Annotated in this window: 14 protein-coding genes; 9 read left to right on the top strand and 5 right to left on the bottom strand. The window is 67.6% G+C overall.

The features are described from left to right. Positions 1 to 20 precede the first annotated feature (20 nt). The 3 genes from ACGFIE_RS00335 to ACGFIE_RS00325 all read left to right on the top strand — a co-directional run bounded on the left by ACGFIE_RS00335 (position 21) and on the right by ACGFIE_RS00325 (position 3832). Entirely contained in the window at positions 21 to 1100 is a 1080-nt protein-coding gene (locus ACGFIE_RS00335) for an ATP-dependent DNA ligase (protein ID WP_393289493.1), read from the top strand. Positions 1101 to 1620: 520 nt separating this feature from the next. Beyond that, positions 1621 to 2517: an LD-carboxypeptidase gene (locus tag ACGFIE_RS00330; RefSeq protein WP_393289491.1), complete on the top strand. Its 897-nt coding sequence runs from the start codon at positions 1621 to 1623 to the stop codon at positions 2515 to 2517. 526 nt (positions 2518 to 3043) lie between these two features. Continuing rightward, entirely contained in the window at positions 3044 to 3832 is a 789-nt protein-coding gene (locus ACGFIE_RS00325) for a phosphotransferase (RefSeq protein ID WP_393289489.1), read from the top strand. Between the two features lie 419 nt (positions 3833 to 4251). Here the strand turns inward: ACGFIE_RS00325 and ACGFIE_RS00320 are convergent, their stop codons facing one another. Both ACGFIE_RS00320 and ACGFIE_RS00315 read right to left on the bottom strand, forming a co-directional pair. Next, the gene (locus tag ACGFIE_RS00320) at positions 4252 to 5301 is read right to left on the bottom strand and encodes a protein-L-isoaspartate O-methyltransferase (RefSeq protein WP_393289487.1); all 1050 of its coding nucleotides are present in this window, start codon (positions 5299 to 5301) and stop codon (positions 4252 to 4254) included. Positions 5302 to 5766: 465 nt separating this feature from the next. Further along, on the bottom strand, positions 5767 to 7041 hold the full coding sequence (locus tag ACGFIE_RS00315; protein WP_354944604.1) for a hypothetical protein: 1275 nt from the start codon (positions 7039 to 7041) through the stop codon (positions 5767 to 5769). Between the two features lie 822 nt (positions 7042 to 7863). On the opposite strand from ACGFIE_RS00315, the gene ACGFIE_RS00310 reads away from it, so the two are divergent. The 3 genes from ACGFIE_RS00310 (at position 7864) to hisG (ending at position 9814) form a co-directional block, all read left to right on the top strand. Next, on the top strand, positions 7864 to 8319 hold the full coding sequence (locus ACGFIE_RS00310) for a helix-turn-helix domain-containing protein (RefSeq protein WP_393289486.1): 456 nt from the start codon (positions 7864 to 7866) through the stop codon (positions 8317 to 8319). A gap of 184 nt (positions 8320 to 8503) precedes the next feature. Beyond that, positions 8504 to 8785 carry a hypothetical protein gene (locus ACGFIE_RS00305; protein WP_354944603.1) on the top strand — a complete coding sequence of 94 codons (282 nt, stop codon included), beginning with the start codon at positions 8504 to 8506 and terminating at the stop codon, positions 8783 to 8785. A gap of 171 nt (positions 8786 to 8956) precedes the next feature. Beyond that, complete coding sequence (gene hisG, locus ACGFIE_RS00300) at positions 8957 to 9814, top strand: ATP phosphoribosyltransferase (RefSeq protein WP_393291210.1); 858 nt, start codon at positions 8957 to 8959, stop codon at positions 9812 to 9814. A gap of 240 nt (positions 9815 to 10054) precedes the next feature. Here hisG and ACGFIE_RS00295 read toward each other — a convergent pair whose 3' ends face one another. Continuing rightward, entirely contained in the window at positions 10055 to 10600 is a 546-nt protein-coding gene (locus ACGFIE_RS00295) for a hypothetical protein (RefSeq protein WP_393289484.1), read from the bottom strand. A gap of 276 nt (positions 10601 to 10876) precedes the next feature. Here ACGFIE_RS00295 and ACGFIE_RS00290 point away from each other — a divergent pair, with 276 nt between their 5' ends. Beyond that, complete coding sequence (locus ACGFIE_RS00290) at positions 10877 to 12115, top strand: IS110 family transposase (RefSeq protein WP_393289482.1); 1239 nt, start codon at positions 10877 to 10879, stop codon at positions 12113 to 12115. Between the two features lie 147 nt (positions 12116 to 12262). Here ACGFIE_RS00290 and lexA read toward each other — a convergent pair whose 3' ends face one another. Continuing rightward, positions 12263 to 12886, bottom strand: a complete 624-nt coding sequence (gene lexA / locus ACGFIE_RS00285; RefSeq protein ID WP_354944597.1) for a transcriptional repressor LexA — start codon at positions 12884 to 12886, stop codon at positions 12263 to 12265. A 460-nt stretch (positions 12887 to 13346) separates the two neighbouring features. On the opposite strand from lexA, the gene ACGFIE_RS00280 reads away from it, so the two are divergent. Further along, positions 13347 to 13823: a DUF6244 family protein gene (locus ACGFIE_RS00280; protein ID WP_354944596.1), complete on the top strand. Its 477-nt coding sequence runs from the start codon at positions 13347 to 13349 to the stop codon at positions 13821 to 13823. A 422-nt stretch (positions 13824 to 14245) separates the two neighbouring features. Here the strand turns inward: ACGFIE_RS00280 and ACGFIE_RS00275 are convergent, their stop codons facing one another. Next, the gene (locus tag ACGFIE_RS00275; protein ID WP_354944595.1) at positions 14246 to 14395 is read right to left on the bottom strand and encodes a hypothetical protein; all 150 of its coding nucleotides are present in this window, start codon (positions 14393 to 14395) and stop codon (positions 14246 to 14248) included. Positions 14396 to 14485: 90 nt separating this feature from the next. On the opposite strand from ACGFIE_RS00275, the gene ACGFIE_RS00270 reads away from it, so the two are divergent. Then, positions 14486 to 15094, top strand: a complete 609-nt coding sequence (locus ACGFIE_RS00270) for a hypothetical protein (RefSeq protein ID WP_354944593.1) — start codon at positions 14486 to 14488, stop codon at positions 15092 to 15094. Positions 15095 to 15344: the final 250 nt, after the last annotated feature.

Here is a 15344-nt window from a genome sequence, read left to right as displayed (position 1 = left end):
CGACCGTGAGGGGGACCGTCGTGCTGAGCTGGCCCGTGGACCCGGTTCGCGCGGTCGCGGCCCGGTCAGTGCCCGCGCCGCGCAGCGGGTCCCTGTATGAGATGAAGTGGGACGGGTTCCGGGCGGTGGTCTGGCGCGCTGCCGGTGGCATTCGGATTCAGTCACGTCAAGGTGTTGATCTCACCCGGTTCTTCCCCGATCTGGTGTCCCCGCTGGCGGGTGCGTTGCCGGCTAGGACGGTGCTGGACGGGGAGCTGCTGGTCTGGGACACCCGCCGTGGCCGGTCCAGTTTTTCGTTGCTGCAGCGTCGGCTGACGGCCGGCCACCGGCTGCCGGAGATCGTCCGGAAGCACCCGGCTCATCTCGTCGCGTTTGACCTGCTCCGCGACGGGCGTGGCGTCGAATTACTTGCTCAGCCGCTGGCGACGCGCCGGACGAAACTGGAGCGGCTGCTGCGCGGCGCGCCTGCGCAAATCGCCGTCTGCCCGCAGACCCAGGACCGGGATGTTGCGCTGGGCTGGCTGGGCGAGCTCGGTGTCGCTGGAGTGGAGGGCCTCGTAATTAAGCCCGCCGCCAGTTTGTATCGCCCTGCCGCTGGGTTGTGGGTGAAGGTCCGCGCTCGTGACACCGCGGAGTTCGTCATCGGTGGGGTGACCGGTGCCCTCGATCGGCCGGTGACGTTGCTGCTCGGCCGCTTCGACGACCGCGGGACTTTCCGTTTCGTCGGCCAGACGCACCCGGTAAAGACCGAGGATCGTCAGGATGTGGCACGCGCGCTGCGCGGCCTGCCGTTCCGCGGGCCCGAGGCCGGCCACCCGTGGCCGTGTCCGCTGCCGGCCGCGTGGACCGGCAACTTCGCCGAGCGGCGGCCGGTGGCGTTCATCCCGGTAGAGCCGACTCTGGTCGCCGAGGTGGAAGTCGACACTGCGCTCGACGGCCCGTTCGGTCGCGTTCGGCACCGTGGCCGCTTGGTCCGAGTCCGGCTTGATCTTCATCCGCAGGACGTCACCACGGCTCGTGCCGAAGCGCACGGCCGGCTTGCAATCGGTGGAGGCGGCCGGTTGTCAGCGCAAGGACTCAACGGACTCAGCCTGGTATAGCTGAACATTCAGCGCCGGCAGAAGGGCGGAGGCATCCCGAGCCTTCGACCGTCGGCGAGGACAGGTCGCGCCCGCAGCCCTAGGCGGCACGCCAGGGTGATGTGAGATGCCGTGTCGGCGCCGCGTGGTCCGGCCGTTCCTCGGCGTCGGATCACCTGTGAGGGCGTGTGGCGGGCGAGACGAGCCGAGGTCGCGAGGACCTGTTTTTAGGCGGAGCGGCGCCTACCCGCTGTGAACCTCCACCCGTAGCGTGGCGTTGCTGCTGCGCCTGCACGACGAACTCGCCCCCGCCACCTCGCGCGCCCCAGCCGTCCATGACCTCGTCACCGAGCTACGCACCCTGCCTACACGGGGCGGAAACGCCGCACTACAGCAACGCAGCGCACCCTCGGCGCGTCCCGAAGGCCGACCGAACATTTCCATAAGACCCTTAATCTGCAGTCTGCGAAGGGAACATCCGTTGAATGACCACGAGGTGCCTGCAGGAGTCCGTGCCCCGCGGCTGCGCCAAGGGGATCGGGTGCGCATCGTCGCCCCGGCCAGCCCGCCGACCCGTGACGGCGTCGCTCGCGGCGTAAAACTGTTGACCTCGTGGGGGCTTCAGGTCGAGATCGGGCCCCACGTGTTCGACCGGTGGGGCTACATGGCCGGACGAGACGAGGACCGAGCCGCCGACCTGAATTCCGCGTTCCGCGATCCTGGGGTCCGTGCCATCTTCACGGCGCGCGGTGGCAAAGGCGCGTACCGCATCGTTGATGATTTGGACCTAGTGGCCGCCCGGCGAGACCCCAAGCCGCTGGTCGGCTTCAGCGATATCAGCCATGTTCACCTCGCCCTATGGGCGCGTGCCGGGCTGGCCAGCCTACATGGCCCGTTCGCCAATTGGAGCGACGAATGGACCGGACCCGCGTCCGCCGAGGCGCTGCGTAGCGCGCTGATGACAACTGAATCCGTCGTCCTGCAACAGCAGCGGGGCGAGGTCACCACGCCGGTCACCGTGGACGGCACCGCGACAGGGGTCCTGGTCGGCGGGAACCTCGACGCGATCCGTACCGAGACCGGCGCGGGGCTGCCGAGCCTGCGAGGGACAATCCTTTTCCTTGAACACCAGAAAGGCACTGGTCTGGGCGAGGTCGACCGCGCCCTCACCCAGCTCGCCCGCTCACGTGCGCTCAACGGCCTGCACGGCGTCGTTCTCGGGCAGTTCCTTGGTTTTGAAGGCGCCGCCGACGACCCGTCGCTCGGCGGGTGGGGCATTATCGACGTCCTGCGTGACCGTCTGACCCGCCTCGGCGTCCCCGTGCTCGGGGGGATCCCAGCCGGACACGGCCTGCACCCCCCGACGATTCCACTCGGCACGATAGCGACCATCGACACTGCCGCCGGCACGCTGACCGTCGGACCGGCCGTTCATTAAACGGGCACCGACGGCCACCCGCATCGCCTGCCGGGCCGGCGGGGTATCACCCCGTCCTCGTATCGCAAACCGCCAACGTTCGCCAAGCAGTCGCCGACCGGCGGAGCAACCGGCGGTGACTGCTCAGATGAGCTGAATCCTGCCGCATCCGGGTACTCCAGTGTCTGGGTAGACCGACTGGCACCTGACCCGCGTGAGGCGCCCGATCGGGCATCTGGAGGGCGCCGACTACGACGAGGCTCGGCAGGCGTGCAGTCCTACCGGGTCGTCCCGACCGAGCCGTTCAACGCCGCCTGGCACGTTTCGCCGCAACACGCTGAGGCGTACCAGGGCCGCCTGCGCCGATTGCGGGAGGCTTCATGCACCACGTGCCGATCCTGACGGAGGGCATGGCGGACAGCTCCTCCATCGAGTACACCCGCGAGGCTCGAAGGCGACCGGCTACTACATCGACCCCGAGTTCTCAGACGGCGAGGCGCGGTCCTGCTGCCCGCCGAACCCGGGGTCTGAAAGGGCGACCTCACCGATGCGCATTGACTGGACCGCACTACCCAAGGCCGTCACCAAAGAGGTAGCCGCCCGGGCCGGCGGATCTCACATCACCCCTGCCATGACCGGTGACCACGCGGAGATAGCCGCAACCGTCACCGGAACGACCGGAAAGGTGTTCGTCAAAGCCGCCCATACCGACTTTGGTGTTCGGTCACTGCGCTTCGAGCTGCGGGTAAGTGAGGCCGTCTGCGGGGCTCACCTACCCGCCGTCGAGTGGCACTTCGAGGCGGCTGGCTGGCTGGTGGTGGGCTTCGAGCACTGCGACGGCCCGCACGCTGACCTGTCCCCGGCTAGCCCCGATCTGGATCTTCTCGCTGAAGCACTGACGGTGCTCGGTGAGACACCAGCACCCGATGTGCCGTTGTTCACTCCGAAGGCGCGGCTCGGGTTCGAGCACCCGGCAATGGGCGGCAACACGCTCGTTCATACCGACCTCGGCCCGGCCAACCTGATCGTGACCCCGCACGGCCTGCGGATCGTCGATTGGGCGATGGCGGCCAGGGCCGCGCCGTGGGTCGAGCTGGCCATGCTCACCCAGTGGCTGATCAGCGCCGGACACACCCCGCAACAGGCCGAACAGTGGCTAGCGCGACACCCCGCGTGGGGGCTGACCGACCCAGAGGCATTGGACTACTTCGCGACGAAGAGCGCGGAGAAGTGGGCGTCGAAGTCGACCGGGTCGACCGCGGCTTGGGTGCGGGACCTTGCGGCCTGGACGTCTCAATGGGCGGCTTATCGGTGCCGAACCGGCAGGACTGCCTAACGGTCAACTTTCACAGCTGACCCCCTGACCGGTCGCGGGACAGGCGGTGGTTCCACGATGGTGGCGAATCTGCTTTCGTCTCCGACCGGGCTGGGCGGCAAATCCCCGCCGCCGGCGGCTGAGGAGCTTGGCGTGGTTGCCAGACGCTGGGGCCAGCCCATCACCCCCGGTTCGGCGGCGGCTTGCCCGCAGCACCTGCCGAACCGGCCCGGCCGCCAGCACCAGGCGTAGGAAGATTTGTCAGGACAGTGCAACCTTTTGCGGTGGTGCCTACACGTCATCCATAGTGTCCATTGCGCGAGCGGAGTCGATGGCCCGATTCAGGGACTGGGCCAGGCCTGTTCGGGCGGTGAGTGGGTTGACGTTGTCGATGCGGTGCGCTGAGCCCAGTGTGGCTGTTGTCGGTGGTGCAAGTCCGGTCATGGCTGCCGTCGTGTACCGATGTGGTTCTTGATCTGTAGGTCCCAGCCTGGAAGATCACCGTCCTCGATGAGGGTGAGGGTGGGTGTGAACCAATCCACGGCGGGTCGTGCGGCCTGTTCCCATCGGCCGAGCCACGTCCGCAGCGCTGTCAGGGATGCGGAGTCCGGGCTGTCGGCGATGATGGTCGAGTCGGTCAGGATCACAGCGGCTGAGGTTGCGGTGGTGTGGCCGATGCCGCGTATGCCGTCGCGGAGAGCGGCGATGCTGCGGTGGTGGCCGCCGACGATGACGGAGAAGGCCGTCCATGACAACCAGTCCAACGGTGCATGGGCGTAGGTTTCCGTGTGACCAGGGTTCAGTAGCAGGTTGAGGGCGGTGCGGGCGCCGCTGTGATGCTGGTCGTCGCGGTCGCGCCAGCTGATGGATATCCACGCTGGCTCGGGCTGCTGGATGCAGTAGTCCACCCAGCGGCCGGGGATGGTCAGCGCGTCGTCGACGGGGACGGCGGTGCTCTGGGCGTATCCGCCGAAGGTGATCGTCTCGATGTGCGGTTGCCCCGCTGTGAGGGTGATGGTCGCGATGAGGGTGGTGGAGGGCTGGGCGGCGATGGGCAGGCAGGCCACGATCCGTCCGTCGGGGGTGAGCTGTTCGACCCACGCTCGGGGAAGCCGTGGGGGTGTGCACCAGGCCACGAGTCGTTGGTAGGGGGCGTGCGGCGGGTAGCCGGCCATTCCGTCGGCGACGTGGCAGGTGATCGTGGTAACCCCGCGTTGGTGATGCAGCTGGTTCGCCCAGCCGACCAGGTGATCGCTGATATCGATGCTGGTTACGTGTCCGGTGGGCCCGGCATGCGCGGCGAGTAACGCGCCGGAGTATCCCGTGCCGGTGCCGATTTCCAGCACGCGCGCGCTGTCGCCGACGTTGAGGGCGATCACATCGCGGTGGATGGCTTGCGCGGCGGACCGGTGCAGGGTCTCACCGCGGTGCTCGTTGTCGACGTAGTAGTGCTCCGGCACGGCATCGAGCAGTGGATCGGGGACGGTCACCGGACTCCTTCCGCGACGTGTGGCGGCTTGCCCTCAGCACGTTTCGATGGCAACCACCACACGTTCAGCCGGGGCACACCCAGCAGCTGCCCCACCGCGCCCATGCCGAGCCGCCGACGGCCCTCCGGTTCATCCACGCCCGCGATCCTCCGTAACGAAGAGACTGCCCTGTGTCACTGCCGCACTAGAGTGCCAGAGCAGTCCGACACCGGCTACCCGCTGCCGCCCGCGCGTTTTCGGCCGCAGGCACCGGCCGGCGTCGCCAACCAGCCGGGTCCGAGAGGGCAAGTGCGTGCCCCTGGCGCTGAGGTCGCCGAGAATCCCAGATCACCCCGTGCGCTCGGTCGGGGCGCGGCCGAAGATGACGGTCGTGAAGGCGATGAACCGCGATCCCGTCAGAGGGCGCGCCGCGTCTACCCCTTCGAGCGGTTCTGTCGGCTCGCGCATTCGTAACCGAGTGGCCCCTTACAGCTCGCCCAGGATGCGAGTGCGTTGCTCGGCGTACTCGCCAACGCTGATCAGCCCCTGCTGATAGACGGCGGCGACCTGGCGGAGCCGGTCGGCGATCGGGCTGGACGGTGCAGTTGTCGGGTCGGGGTGGGGATGCGCGACATGGTTGTCGGGATCCAACCCGACAACGTGTTCGACGATCGGCGCGCCGCCTGGAGAGGTTGTGGTGTCGACGGTGCCGGCGATGCTCCAGAAGTGTTCGTCGACGGCGGTGGCGCTGCTGGCGGCGCCGATGAGGTAGCGCAAGGTGTCTGGTTCGCAGTTCAGTACGGTGGTCAATCGGGTGGCGTGGGCGGCGGTGGGTACGAGGCGCCCAGCGAGGATGTCCATCGTCACCGTGGTCGCGATGTCCGCCCTGCTGGCGAGCTCGGTGGGGGAGACGCCGGTGAGCTCGGCGTAGACACACAGATAGCGGGCCAGCGCCCGGCGCGCCGGTGGTGACTGTGTGTCGATCCCGGCGACGAGGAGTCCGAAGCGGACCCGGCGGCGGGTGGCGGGCAGTTCCGGCAGGTCGATGACCGGCGTCGAGCGCAGGCCGGGCGCGGCCACGAGTTCGAGCGCGACGCACTGGCGCGCGTACTCCTCGCGGAGCGTCGCGACCTCCGCGGCGACGGTGCGAACCCGCAGCAGCTCATCGCGTGTCTGGTGGAATTGCACTTCGAGCTGGATGGCCTGGCGGACCGCTTCGTTGCGGGCGTTCTCCGAGGCCCGCAGGTTGCTGACGTGGCGATCGGTTTCCGCCTTGAGGCGTTCCTGCAGGCGGGCGACTCGGCGTTGCAAGACCGGAATTGAGGGTTCGCTCTCCGGGACGTTGCGCTGGCCGGGTTTACCCGGTGGGCGGCTGACCGGACCGTTATAGCCGTCAGGGAGCTGGCCGCGGGCGCACTGGTACCAGCCCGCGGCGAGGGCTCGGATGCCGGCGGTGTCGCAGCTGTCGGGCAGGCAGGCGATGATCAGCTCGGTCATCTCCCAGGTCGGGCCGAGGCGGTAGCGGCTGAGCTGCTCGGAGACCTTCTGCCTGTTGAGACCGGGGTAGTGCAGCCCCCTGTTGCGGGCGTGTTCGAGGATCTTCGCCTGCCCGCCGACGCCCAGGTAGGCGTCGATGAGCCCGCGCACGTAGAGGGTGTACTCGGCGGCGTCGGGGCTGGCGCACCGCTGGCGGATGGTGACCTCGTCGACGGCGTAAGGGCGGGCGTTGCGGCGCGGCGCGGGGTGCTGGCCGGTGCTCATGCGGTCGTCCTTGATGCACGAGGGTGGCCCGACAGCGGTCGATGTTGTCGGGAGTTGGTCCGGACTCCTTTCCCGACATTAGGGACGTCGAGGAAAGTTATCCGCGCCGATCGGTGCTGACTGGCTGGTCGGTCAGGGTGCTCCGTGCTGCTTGGTTGAGCGCCGGGTTAGCGCGGAGCACCCGCCATCTATACATCATGCGAGAAGGCGGTGACAGAGTGCAGCCCTCAACGAGCATTCGGCGGGTTACGGCCACCCTTGGCGCACTAGTTGTGCGGGCTTGGCAACGTCGAGCCGGCGGAACCAGTCGTCCAACCCGACCGGCGCGTCATCATCCCAAGCACCGTCGTCCACGTCCGTGGCCGCGGCGCCCACGACGGCGACGTCCCTAGGCGCGGCAGGGTCGTCGTCGAGCCACCGCGTTAACCCCACCGGTGACGCGCGCCGCCCCGGCGATCTCGGGGCCCGAACGTTTCGCGTCCAGCGTCGAGGGCGGCGCGCCCGGCGGAGCAGCTATGGGCGGTAGTCGACACGCGACCATCCGCTGATCATGTAAATGAGGGCCTCCGTCAGCTGCCAGGCCTTCCAATAGGCTTCGCTTGCCCCCAGTCGTACTGTGAACTCAGGCCTTCGACTTCGGGTGAAGGCGACAGCGATGGGACGGCAGTACGCGCAGCGATGGGCTGCCGCGCCTGGTGCGGAGATCCGGGCCCCGTCACCTAGTAGCGGACCCGGCCCCTCAGGCGCGAGCGCTCACAACGGCCGTCTGCACACTCGCGCGACTGCATTGCAGACCGCAGCAGGGAGGGTGGGAGAAGCTAGTTGGGTACCGACTACGGGGACGGCGACGGCCAGGAGATGGGTGCCACCGAACGGGCAGCGCAGGACGCGTTCGCTCAGTTCGTACGGCACGCCGTTGACGCCGCTCATGACGAGCATGACTGGTCGATCACGCAAGTGGCGGCACGTAGCGGCGTCGGACGCTCCACCATCTTCCGGTGGCTCTCCGGTGACTGGCAGCACCATCCAGAGCTACCCAAGGTGCGGGCGTTCTGCGCGGCCTTGGACCTCCCGCTCGGTGCTGCCCTGCGCGCCCTCACCCCGCTGACCTACAAGACTTCGCCGTCGCCAGAGGTGCCCGCGGCGACGGCGATGGAACTGCTTCTCATGGCCGTGCGCGACCGATTTATCGACCCCCGCACCACCTCCGCCGAGAAAGAGCACATTCTTGCCGCCTTGCACCAACTCGCGCGCCGGACAACCTCGCGCGCCGGCTGACGGCAAACCGACGAACTCCCATCTTGAGGAGTGGCTGGCCCGACGTCGCGCAGTCGCCCGCACCAGCCGGCATCGACTCGCGCTGAGCCGCGGACTGATTTCTGACTCTTCCGTGTGCATTCAGGTGCGGCGGCGGTGTGATCTCCTGATCGGCATGTGGAACACGCTGCACGTGGATGTGTCGTTGGACGATCTGCTGGCCCGACCGGCAATCGGTCCCGGCTACCTCACCCGCGACGAGGCGCGCGCCGAGGTGCAGCAGATCCTCGACGCCGACCCGGCGCTTGGCCGAGCTGCCGGGCAGTGGCGCATGGATGTGCAGCGCGTCCGGGTGGGCTCGCAGACGTGGACGATCTACGAGTACGACGACGATCCGCAGAAGGCTGCCCTGACTTGGATCGAGGAGTACCACCAGAAATTCCGCGAGGCTGGCGTCGACATTCGCGTGGCGACCCTGAGCAGCTGATCGCCCTGGCGCAGTGGGTACAACGTCGTGGCGTACCCGGCATGTCACGCGACCTCGTCGGCAGTGAAAGATCCTCACGGATCACGCTGGGCCGGGGCGAGGTCTGCCCGGGGAATCGGTTGTTGGTTGGAGTGGAAATCGTGCCATCATCTGGCCCTGTCTACTTCTCCGCTGCGGGTGGCTGTCCCCAATAAGGGCTCATTGAGTGAGTCAGCTTTCAGATTGCTGACCGACGCCGGTTACCTGGTGTATCGGGGCAGCGGCAGGGAGCTGCAATGTAATGATCCTGAGAACAATATGACGTTCTTTTTTCAGCGTCCCAGGGACATCGCGGTCTATGTCGGGTCGGGAGCGCTCGACGTGGGCATCACCGGTCTGGATCTGCTGGTGGATTCAGCGGCTCCAGCGCGGGAGGCCCTTCGGCTGGGGTTCGCGCGGTCACGGTTCCACTTCGCTGCCCGCCCCGACGGCCCGCAGCAACTGGCTGATCTCGCGGGTCTCAGCGTCGCCACGAGTTACCCGACCCTGGTCGGGAAGTACCTCGCGGATGTTGGGGTGAGCGTGTCGTTGGTGAAGCTCGACGGGGCGGTGGAGAACGCGATCAGCCTGGGACTGGCGGACGCGATCGCCGATGTGGTCGAGACGGGCACCTCGTTGCAGAACTGTGGACTGGTGACGTTCGGCGACTCGTTGATGGAGTCCGAGGCGGTGCTGATCCGCAGCGAGACGTCCCGCCAGTCGTCGCGGGCAGCCGAGGCGATCGACGCCCTCGTCGAGCGGCTGGAGGGTGTGCTGACGGCCCGGCGGTATGTGATGGTCGAGTACGACTGCCCCAGTGAGGCGCTGGACGCGGCGTGCGCTTTGACGCCGGGAATCGAAGGGCCGACCGTGTCGCCGCTGGCGCGCGCCGGCTGGGTAGCGGTGCGGGCGATGGTCAAGCGCGCGGGTGTGCAGCGCACCATGGATGACCTGAAGCGTGTGGGTGCGCGGGCGATCCTGGTTATCCCGTTGGAGGCGTGCCGGATGTAGCCGACGCGGTGGTGGGGACTCGGCCGTGGCCCCAGGCCGGATCAGGCGGTGGTGCCACGCGCGTTCCGCACCGGCCTAGTCCGCAGCCGCGCCAACGACCTCCGCACCATCTGCGCGACCCTGCGCACCACCCCGCCGCACACGAACTCGCCGACCCGCTCGCCGCCTAACTGCCCACCCTCCGGCAACCAATGCGACCTATGGATCGACTGCCGACCGTTAAGCGACGCCGGCCACCGGTTACTGAATCACGCTGATTCGCAGGTCCGGCATGAGGACTGCCCGCCGGGCGAGTCCTACGACCGTCAACCCGCCCCGTTCCCTCTCGCGGACGACCTGCCAGCCCTGCGCGTCCCGGTAGTAGCGAACCAGCCGAGGCACGACGGTGCCGCGGCGCACCGTCATCCGGCCCGTGCGGGCGGCGTGGTCGAGTACCCACCATGCCAGTCGGCAGCCCAAGCGCTGACCGGCGAAGCGGGGGTGCGTCACGGTGGTGGCCATAAACAGCGCCGGCTCGGCGCGTTCTTGCTCGGTCCAGAGCCAGGCTGGCGACTGCTCGTACAGGGTGGTGCAGCCGATCACTTCGCTGGCGCCGGTAAGGACCCACATGGGAATGCTCGGCTCGCCGGCCTGGGCTGCTAGTTCGTCTGCGGCTGCGTCCCAGTCCGGAAGCCCGTGCCCGCGCATCCACGCCGACCTGGCGCGGATCATCTCAGCGACGGGTTGCTGGTCACCCGCCTCGGCCGGCCGCATCTTTAGGGGCAACGTCGGCTGCGTACCGGGCACCCGACAAACCCTAGACCGCCGAGGCGTATCCGGCAGGTACCGGAGCTGAGGGGCCCACCGTGGTGGCGCCGACGGGGCCGGCCAGGGTGGGGCCAATCCCGCAACCGATCGGCGTGACTCGATCCCGGCCGTAAGTCGATCTAGTGTCCATCCCGGTGATCATCGAATCACCGGCTGGTCGGGTCCATGCCCGTTGCGATCCTGGGCTGCCGAGCCCTCAAGCGAGACCGTGCGCCCGACCAGCACCACCACGCCCCTTCTCTGAACTGGACCATCATGAGGTACTACGCGGGCCTGGACTGGGGCGAGAGTCATCACGACGTAGCCGTCGTCGACGAGCAAGGTCAGCTCATCACCCACCTACGTGTGACCGACGACGTTCACGGTCTGGCCCAACTCCTGGCCGCGCTCGCCGCGGTGCGGCGCAACCGAAGCTCGATCCCGATCGGAATCGAGACTGGCCGTGGTCTGATGGTCGCCGGCCTGCGTAAGGCGGGCCAGCCGGTCGTCGTGCTCAACCCGACGCAGGTAGCCAACTACCGCAGCCGCCTCGCTGCCCAGCGCAAGAAATCCGACCGGGGCGACGCCCACCTACTCGCGCACGTACTACGGGTCGACGGAGACGCCCACCGACCCGCACCAGCGGTATCGCCCCAGGCCGCCGCGCTGCGAGAGCTGACCCGCACCCACCGGCAAGCGCTACACACCGCCGGCCTGCTGGCGCGACGGCTCCGATCGGTGTTGCGCGACTACTACCCCGGGGCGGCGACCGCTTGGGCGCACCTGCCAGGAGGTCTCACCAGGCCGGAAGCCCGAACCGTCCTCACCGCCGCCCCCAACCCGACCCGCGCGGCCCGGCTCACCCACCGACGTCTGGAAACGCTGCTGACCGCGTCCGGACGTACCCGGCTCATCACCGCCGAGGCCAGCCGACTGCACGAGCTGTTCCACACCCGTACGCTCCGCCAACCCGCCGAAGTCGAAACCGCAATGGGACACACCACCACCGCCCTGCTGACCCAGCTCAACGCTGCCATCGCCTCGGCGCACACCCTATGGACACAGATCGACAACCTGGCAGAGCAGCACCCGCACACAGCGATCTACCGCAGCTTCCCCGGCATGGGCCCGCTCCTTGCCGCCCGACTGCTCGCCGAACTCGGCGACGACCCACAGCGATTCCCCACCGCACGCAACCTGCGGGCATTCTGCGCGGCCACACCAATCACCTGGGCAAGCGGCACCTCCCACAAGGTCAGCCACCGACGCAAAGCCAACCCGATCCTGGCCGAAACCGGCCACCTGTGGGCCTTCGCCACCCTGACCCGCTCCCCAGGCGCCCGCGCCCTCTACGACCGCCGCCGCGCCATCGGCGACCGCCACCCCGCCGCCTTACGGCGCATCTACGCCCGGCTCCTCGGCAGCCTGCACCACTGCCTGCGCGCCGGCATCCTCTACGACGAGGACCTCGCCTTCCCTGCCCCACCCGACTCCGCAGCCGAGAACGGGACGTAAGCCGGGAGCCGGGGCAACGCCCAGGATCACCCCGGGCTAACGAGCCCTCGCGCGGGTACGGCGTGCCCCGGCTCCCCTTTCCCAAAGCTGCATGATCTGCCAAGGTAGGGAACATTTGTTTGTTTGGTGCTGCGACGAAGAAAGCCTTTATTGGCCGTGCAGGACACAGACGACCTTGCCGAGAAGCTGCGCGCCGTCGGCGAGGACTACGGGATAGCGGGGATTGCGGGGGACGAGTTCAACGCGCCCATCTCGGACTCGGTACTGCTTGACCGTGGCCTCATCACCGATCAGCGCCGCGACGATATCCCCGGAGTCAGCCACTGGCTGCTGGCGTACGACGATCACATCCCCGTCAGCGATGCCCGCCTCGACCATCGAATCGCCGCGCACCCGCAGGGCGAACAACGTGCCCCGGCCGACGAGGTCGGCAGGCAGGTGAAGAACATCCTCGACATGCTCGTCGGCGAGAATCGGTGCGCCCGCGGCGATGGCCCCCAGCAGTGGGACAGAGACTGCACCCTGCCGGTTAGGCACGGCGGCCGGGCGTGCGTCGAGCGCGCGCGGTCCACCCGGGATCCGGCGAATCAGACCGTGCCGCTGCAAGATCTTTAAGTGATGCGCCACCGACGACGGAGAACCGAGGCCGACTGCGGCACCGATCTCCCGTACGGTCGGCGGGTAGCCATGCTGATCCACCCAGCCCTGAATCACAGCGAGGATCCGTCGCTGTCGAGGCGTCGGCGTCGGTAGCGACTCGTCGACTGTCACAACCGCCAGACTACCGAAGAATTAGCTCACTTGTACTAATCCGGCGGCGTGTCGACTCCACGGGCAGTGGGTCGGCCGGCCAGCTCACGGGCGTGGGGAGCACCTCAGCTTGTCGCGCAGGCACTGCGCGGCACCCGTTCTACCCTCGCGCCGGTGGGTTGGATCGGCATGCGGCCATCCGACGGGAATCGTCGACACCTGATCCCCGCGCTCATGGGGATGGGCCCGACGCCGCGCACCGGCGGTGTTCCCCACGCAACCAAAGGGTCGGGGGTGGGCCGCTGGATATCGGCAAAAATCCGGCAGGCATGCCGAATTTCGGCGCTGTCACCGGTCGGTTGTGTTCCATAGGCGCTCGTCTCTACGCTGCCACGGTTCGGGGTGGACTCTGAGCCGGAGGGTGGCGCGATGTCGCTGACCGACACCATTGGGGCCCGATTTGCAGGCGATGGCGGCGGGTATGGACCGGGCGCAGCAGGAGGCCTCGGCCGCCGACCGTGGGATCGAGCAGATCGCCGTCCGGGCGGTGGCCTCCGGCTTTGCTGGCATCACGGTGGGGTTGGCCCGAGTGCGAGCAGTGCTTGGGCAGGCTCGGTCTGACCTGACGGAGGCCGGTGGCGTCTTGGGTGAGGCGTCGCGGTCGCTGGGTGCGGTGGCGCAGCAGCCGTCGCCGCAGGAAACGATCGCCGTCCTCACGCCGGTGGTGGCCGCGCTGACCGCCGTCGACGGCCATCTCGCGGCGGCGGCGTCTGCGGTCGATGACGCGCGACGGTTGGTCAGGGCGGCGTTGCACGGAGGGCAGCCTGGTCCGATGGTGGCGCGGCTGCAGCAGGTGCTGCAGGTCCTGGTGACTGTCCGGACGCGCGGGACTGCGGCCCGGCAACACGTCGATACAGCGGTGGCGCAGGCTCGGCAGGTCGGTGACCTGGGAAACTGATTACGGGCGGCGGAGCGCCGGACCTGACGGCTATCGCCGAATGATCGCGTAGCGAGTGCGCAGGTGCCACGCCCTGGTGCCGCCGCTCGCGATGCCGAAGGTCCTCCGTGCCCGTAGGGGACGACACGGCCGGCTCCCAGCAGGGCCGGTAGGACGCGACCCCAATGTCTGCTGGCTGGCGCTCTGCTGTGCGCCAGGGTCGCTCTAGTTGGCCCGTTCGGGGGACGAGAGCCGGCTCGCCCGGGTTCAGGCTTGCCTCGATGAAGGACGAGGAAGCGCGGCCGAAGCCAGACACTGGTCCGACCGGGTGCTCGACGTTGACAGGGCCCGAGGCTTCCGGAAGCACCGGCAGTAGCCGTGGAACCAGAACCGCGGTTGGGGGCGACGCTTCTGGGCTGCGCGATGTGCGGCGCCTGGCGTGATTAGTCCGCTGGGAGGAGCTTCAGGTCGGCGTTCGTGCGGGTGGTGACGTCGGCGTCGGGCGGGCCGTGGGCGAAGGTCCAGCCGCCGTCGCGGATGTTGGTGAGGCTGGGTGTGAGCGCGCCGTGCGTACGCGGCTTTCGTCGCTCCAAAGCACGGCAGTGCCCTGTGCTGAGGTGTGACTGTTGCTCACGTGGCGTACGCTCGCTTGCCCTGATCGACTTCTATGCTGGGATGCGCCCGTGCCCCTTACTGCTTTGAACGCAGCTGATGATTTGCTGCAGCGCGCCGAACTTCTTGCCGAGCGCGCTGAAGTACCGCCCGTCGATCAGTGGTCTGTGGAAAGCGACATTCTGCGAGCATCATGGACTTTTGTTGGCGCGTCTTTGGATACGTACTTTCACGAACGTGTTCGTCGCGCTTTGTTGATGATGCCCATGAGCAAGGCTGCCCAAGGATATCTGGTTCCGCTTGGACCCATCGAGGAGATGGTTGGAGCTTTCTTGGATAATCGAACTACTTCCCGCCCAAGAGTTCGACTGATGAAGATCGTGCAAGAAGCTCTTCTCAAGGACACGTTTCAGGGGGCTCGGAACATCGAGCGTGCATTCAACCTGCTTGGTGTAGCAAAGTGCTGGTCAGCGCTTTCGGTGAGCATGAACGAAAGCCCTCAGGCTATTCGCGAAAGGCTCAACCGTCAGTACGCCCGGAGAAATCAGATCACCCATGAAGGCGACTATAAGCCACAAGAGCGTCCACAACACCTTTACTACAGGAAAATAAAGCGCTCAGATGTCGACGGCGAGATAAAGTGGACGCGGACATTTCTTCACGCGGCCGACGCATTGTAGTTATCGGCCGAAGTTGGCATGGCCTCGCGAGAAGGCGCTGCGGCGGACGGCCTCGCGAATTCGGCACGCACCGACCGTGCGTCCGCACCATCGCGACCCGCTCGACTCAGGACGCGAGCCGCTACGATTCCAAGCCCGCGCTCCGAGTGCCCAGTAATTTGCCGAAACCGATGGTCGACTAATGCGCCATAACATGATCGCGTAGCCCCTTAACTGGCCTAATCGATCCGACCGCAATTCGGTGTACCCT

It is taken from the genome of Micromonospora sp. NPDC049275, from assembly GCF_043197115.1.
Lineage (GTDB): Bacteria > Actinomycetota > Actinomycetes > Mycobacteriales > Micromonosporaceae > Micromonospora.
The sequence above is the reverse complement of the archived record's forward strand: the minus strand, read 5'-3'. Positions and strand labels throughout refer to the sequence as shown.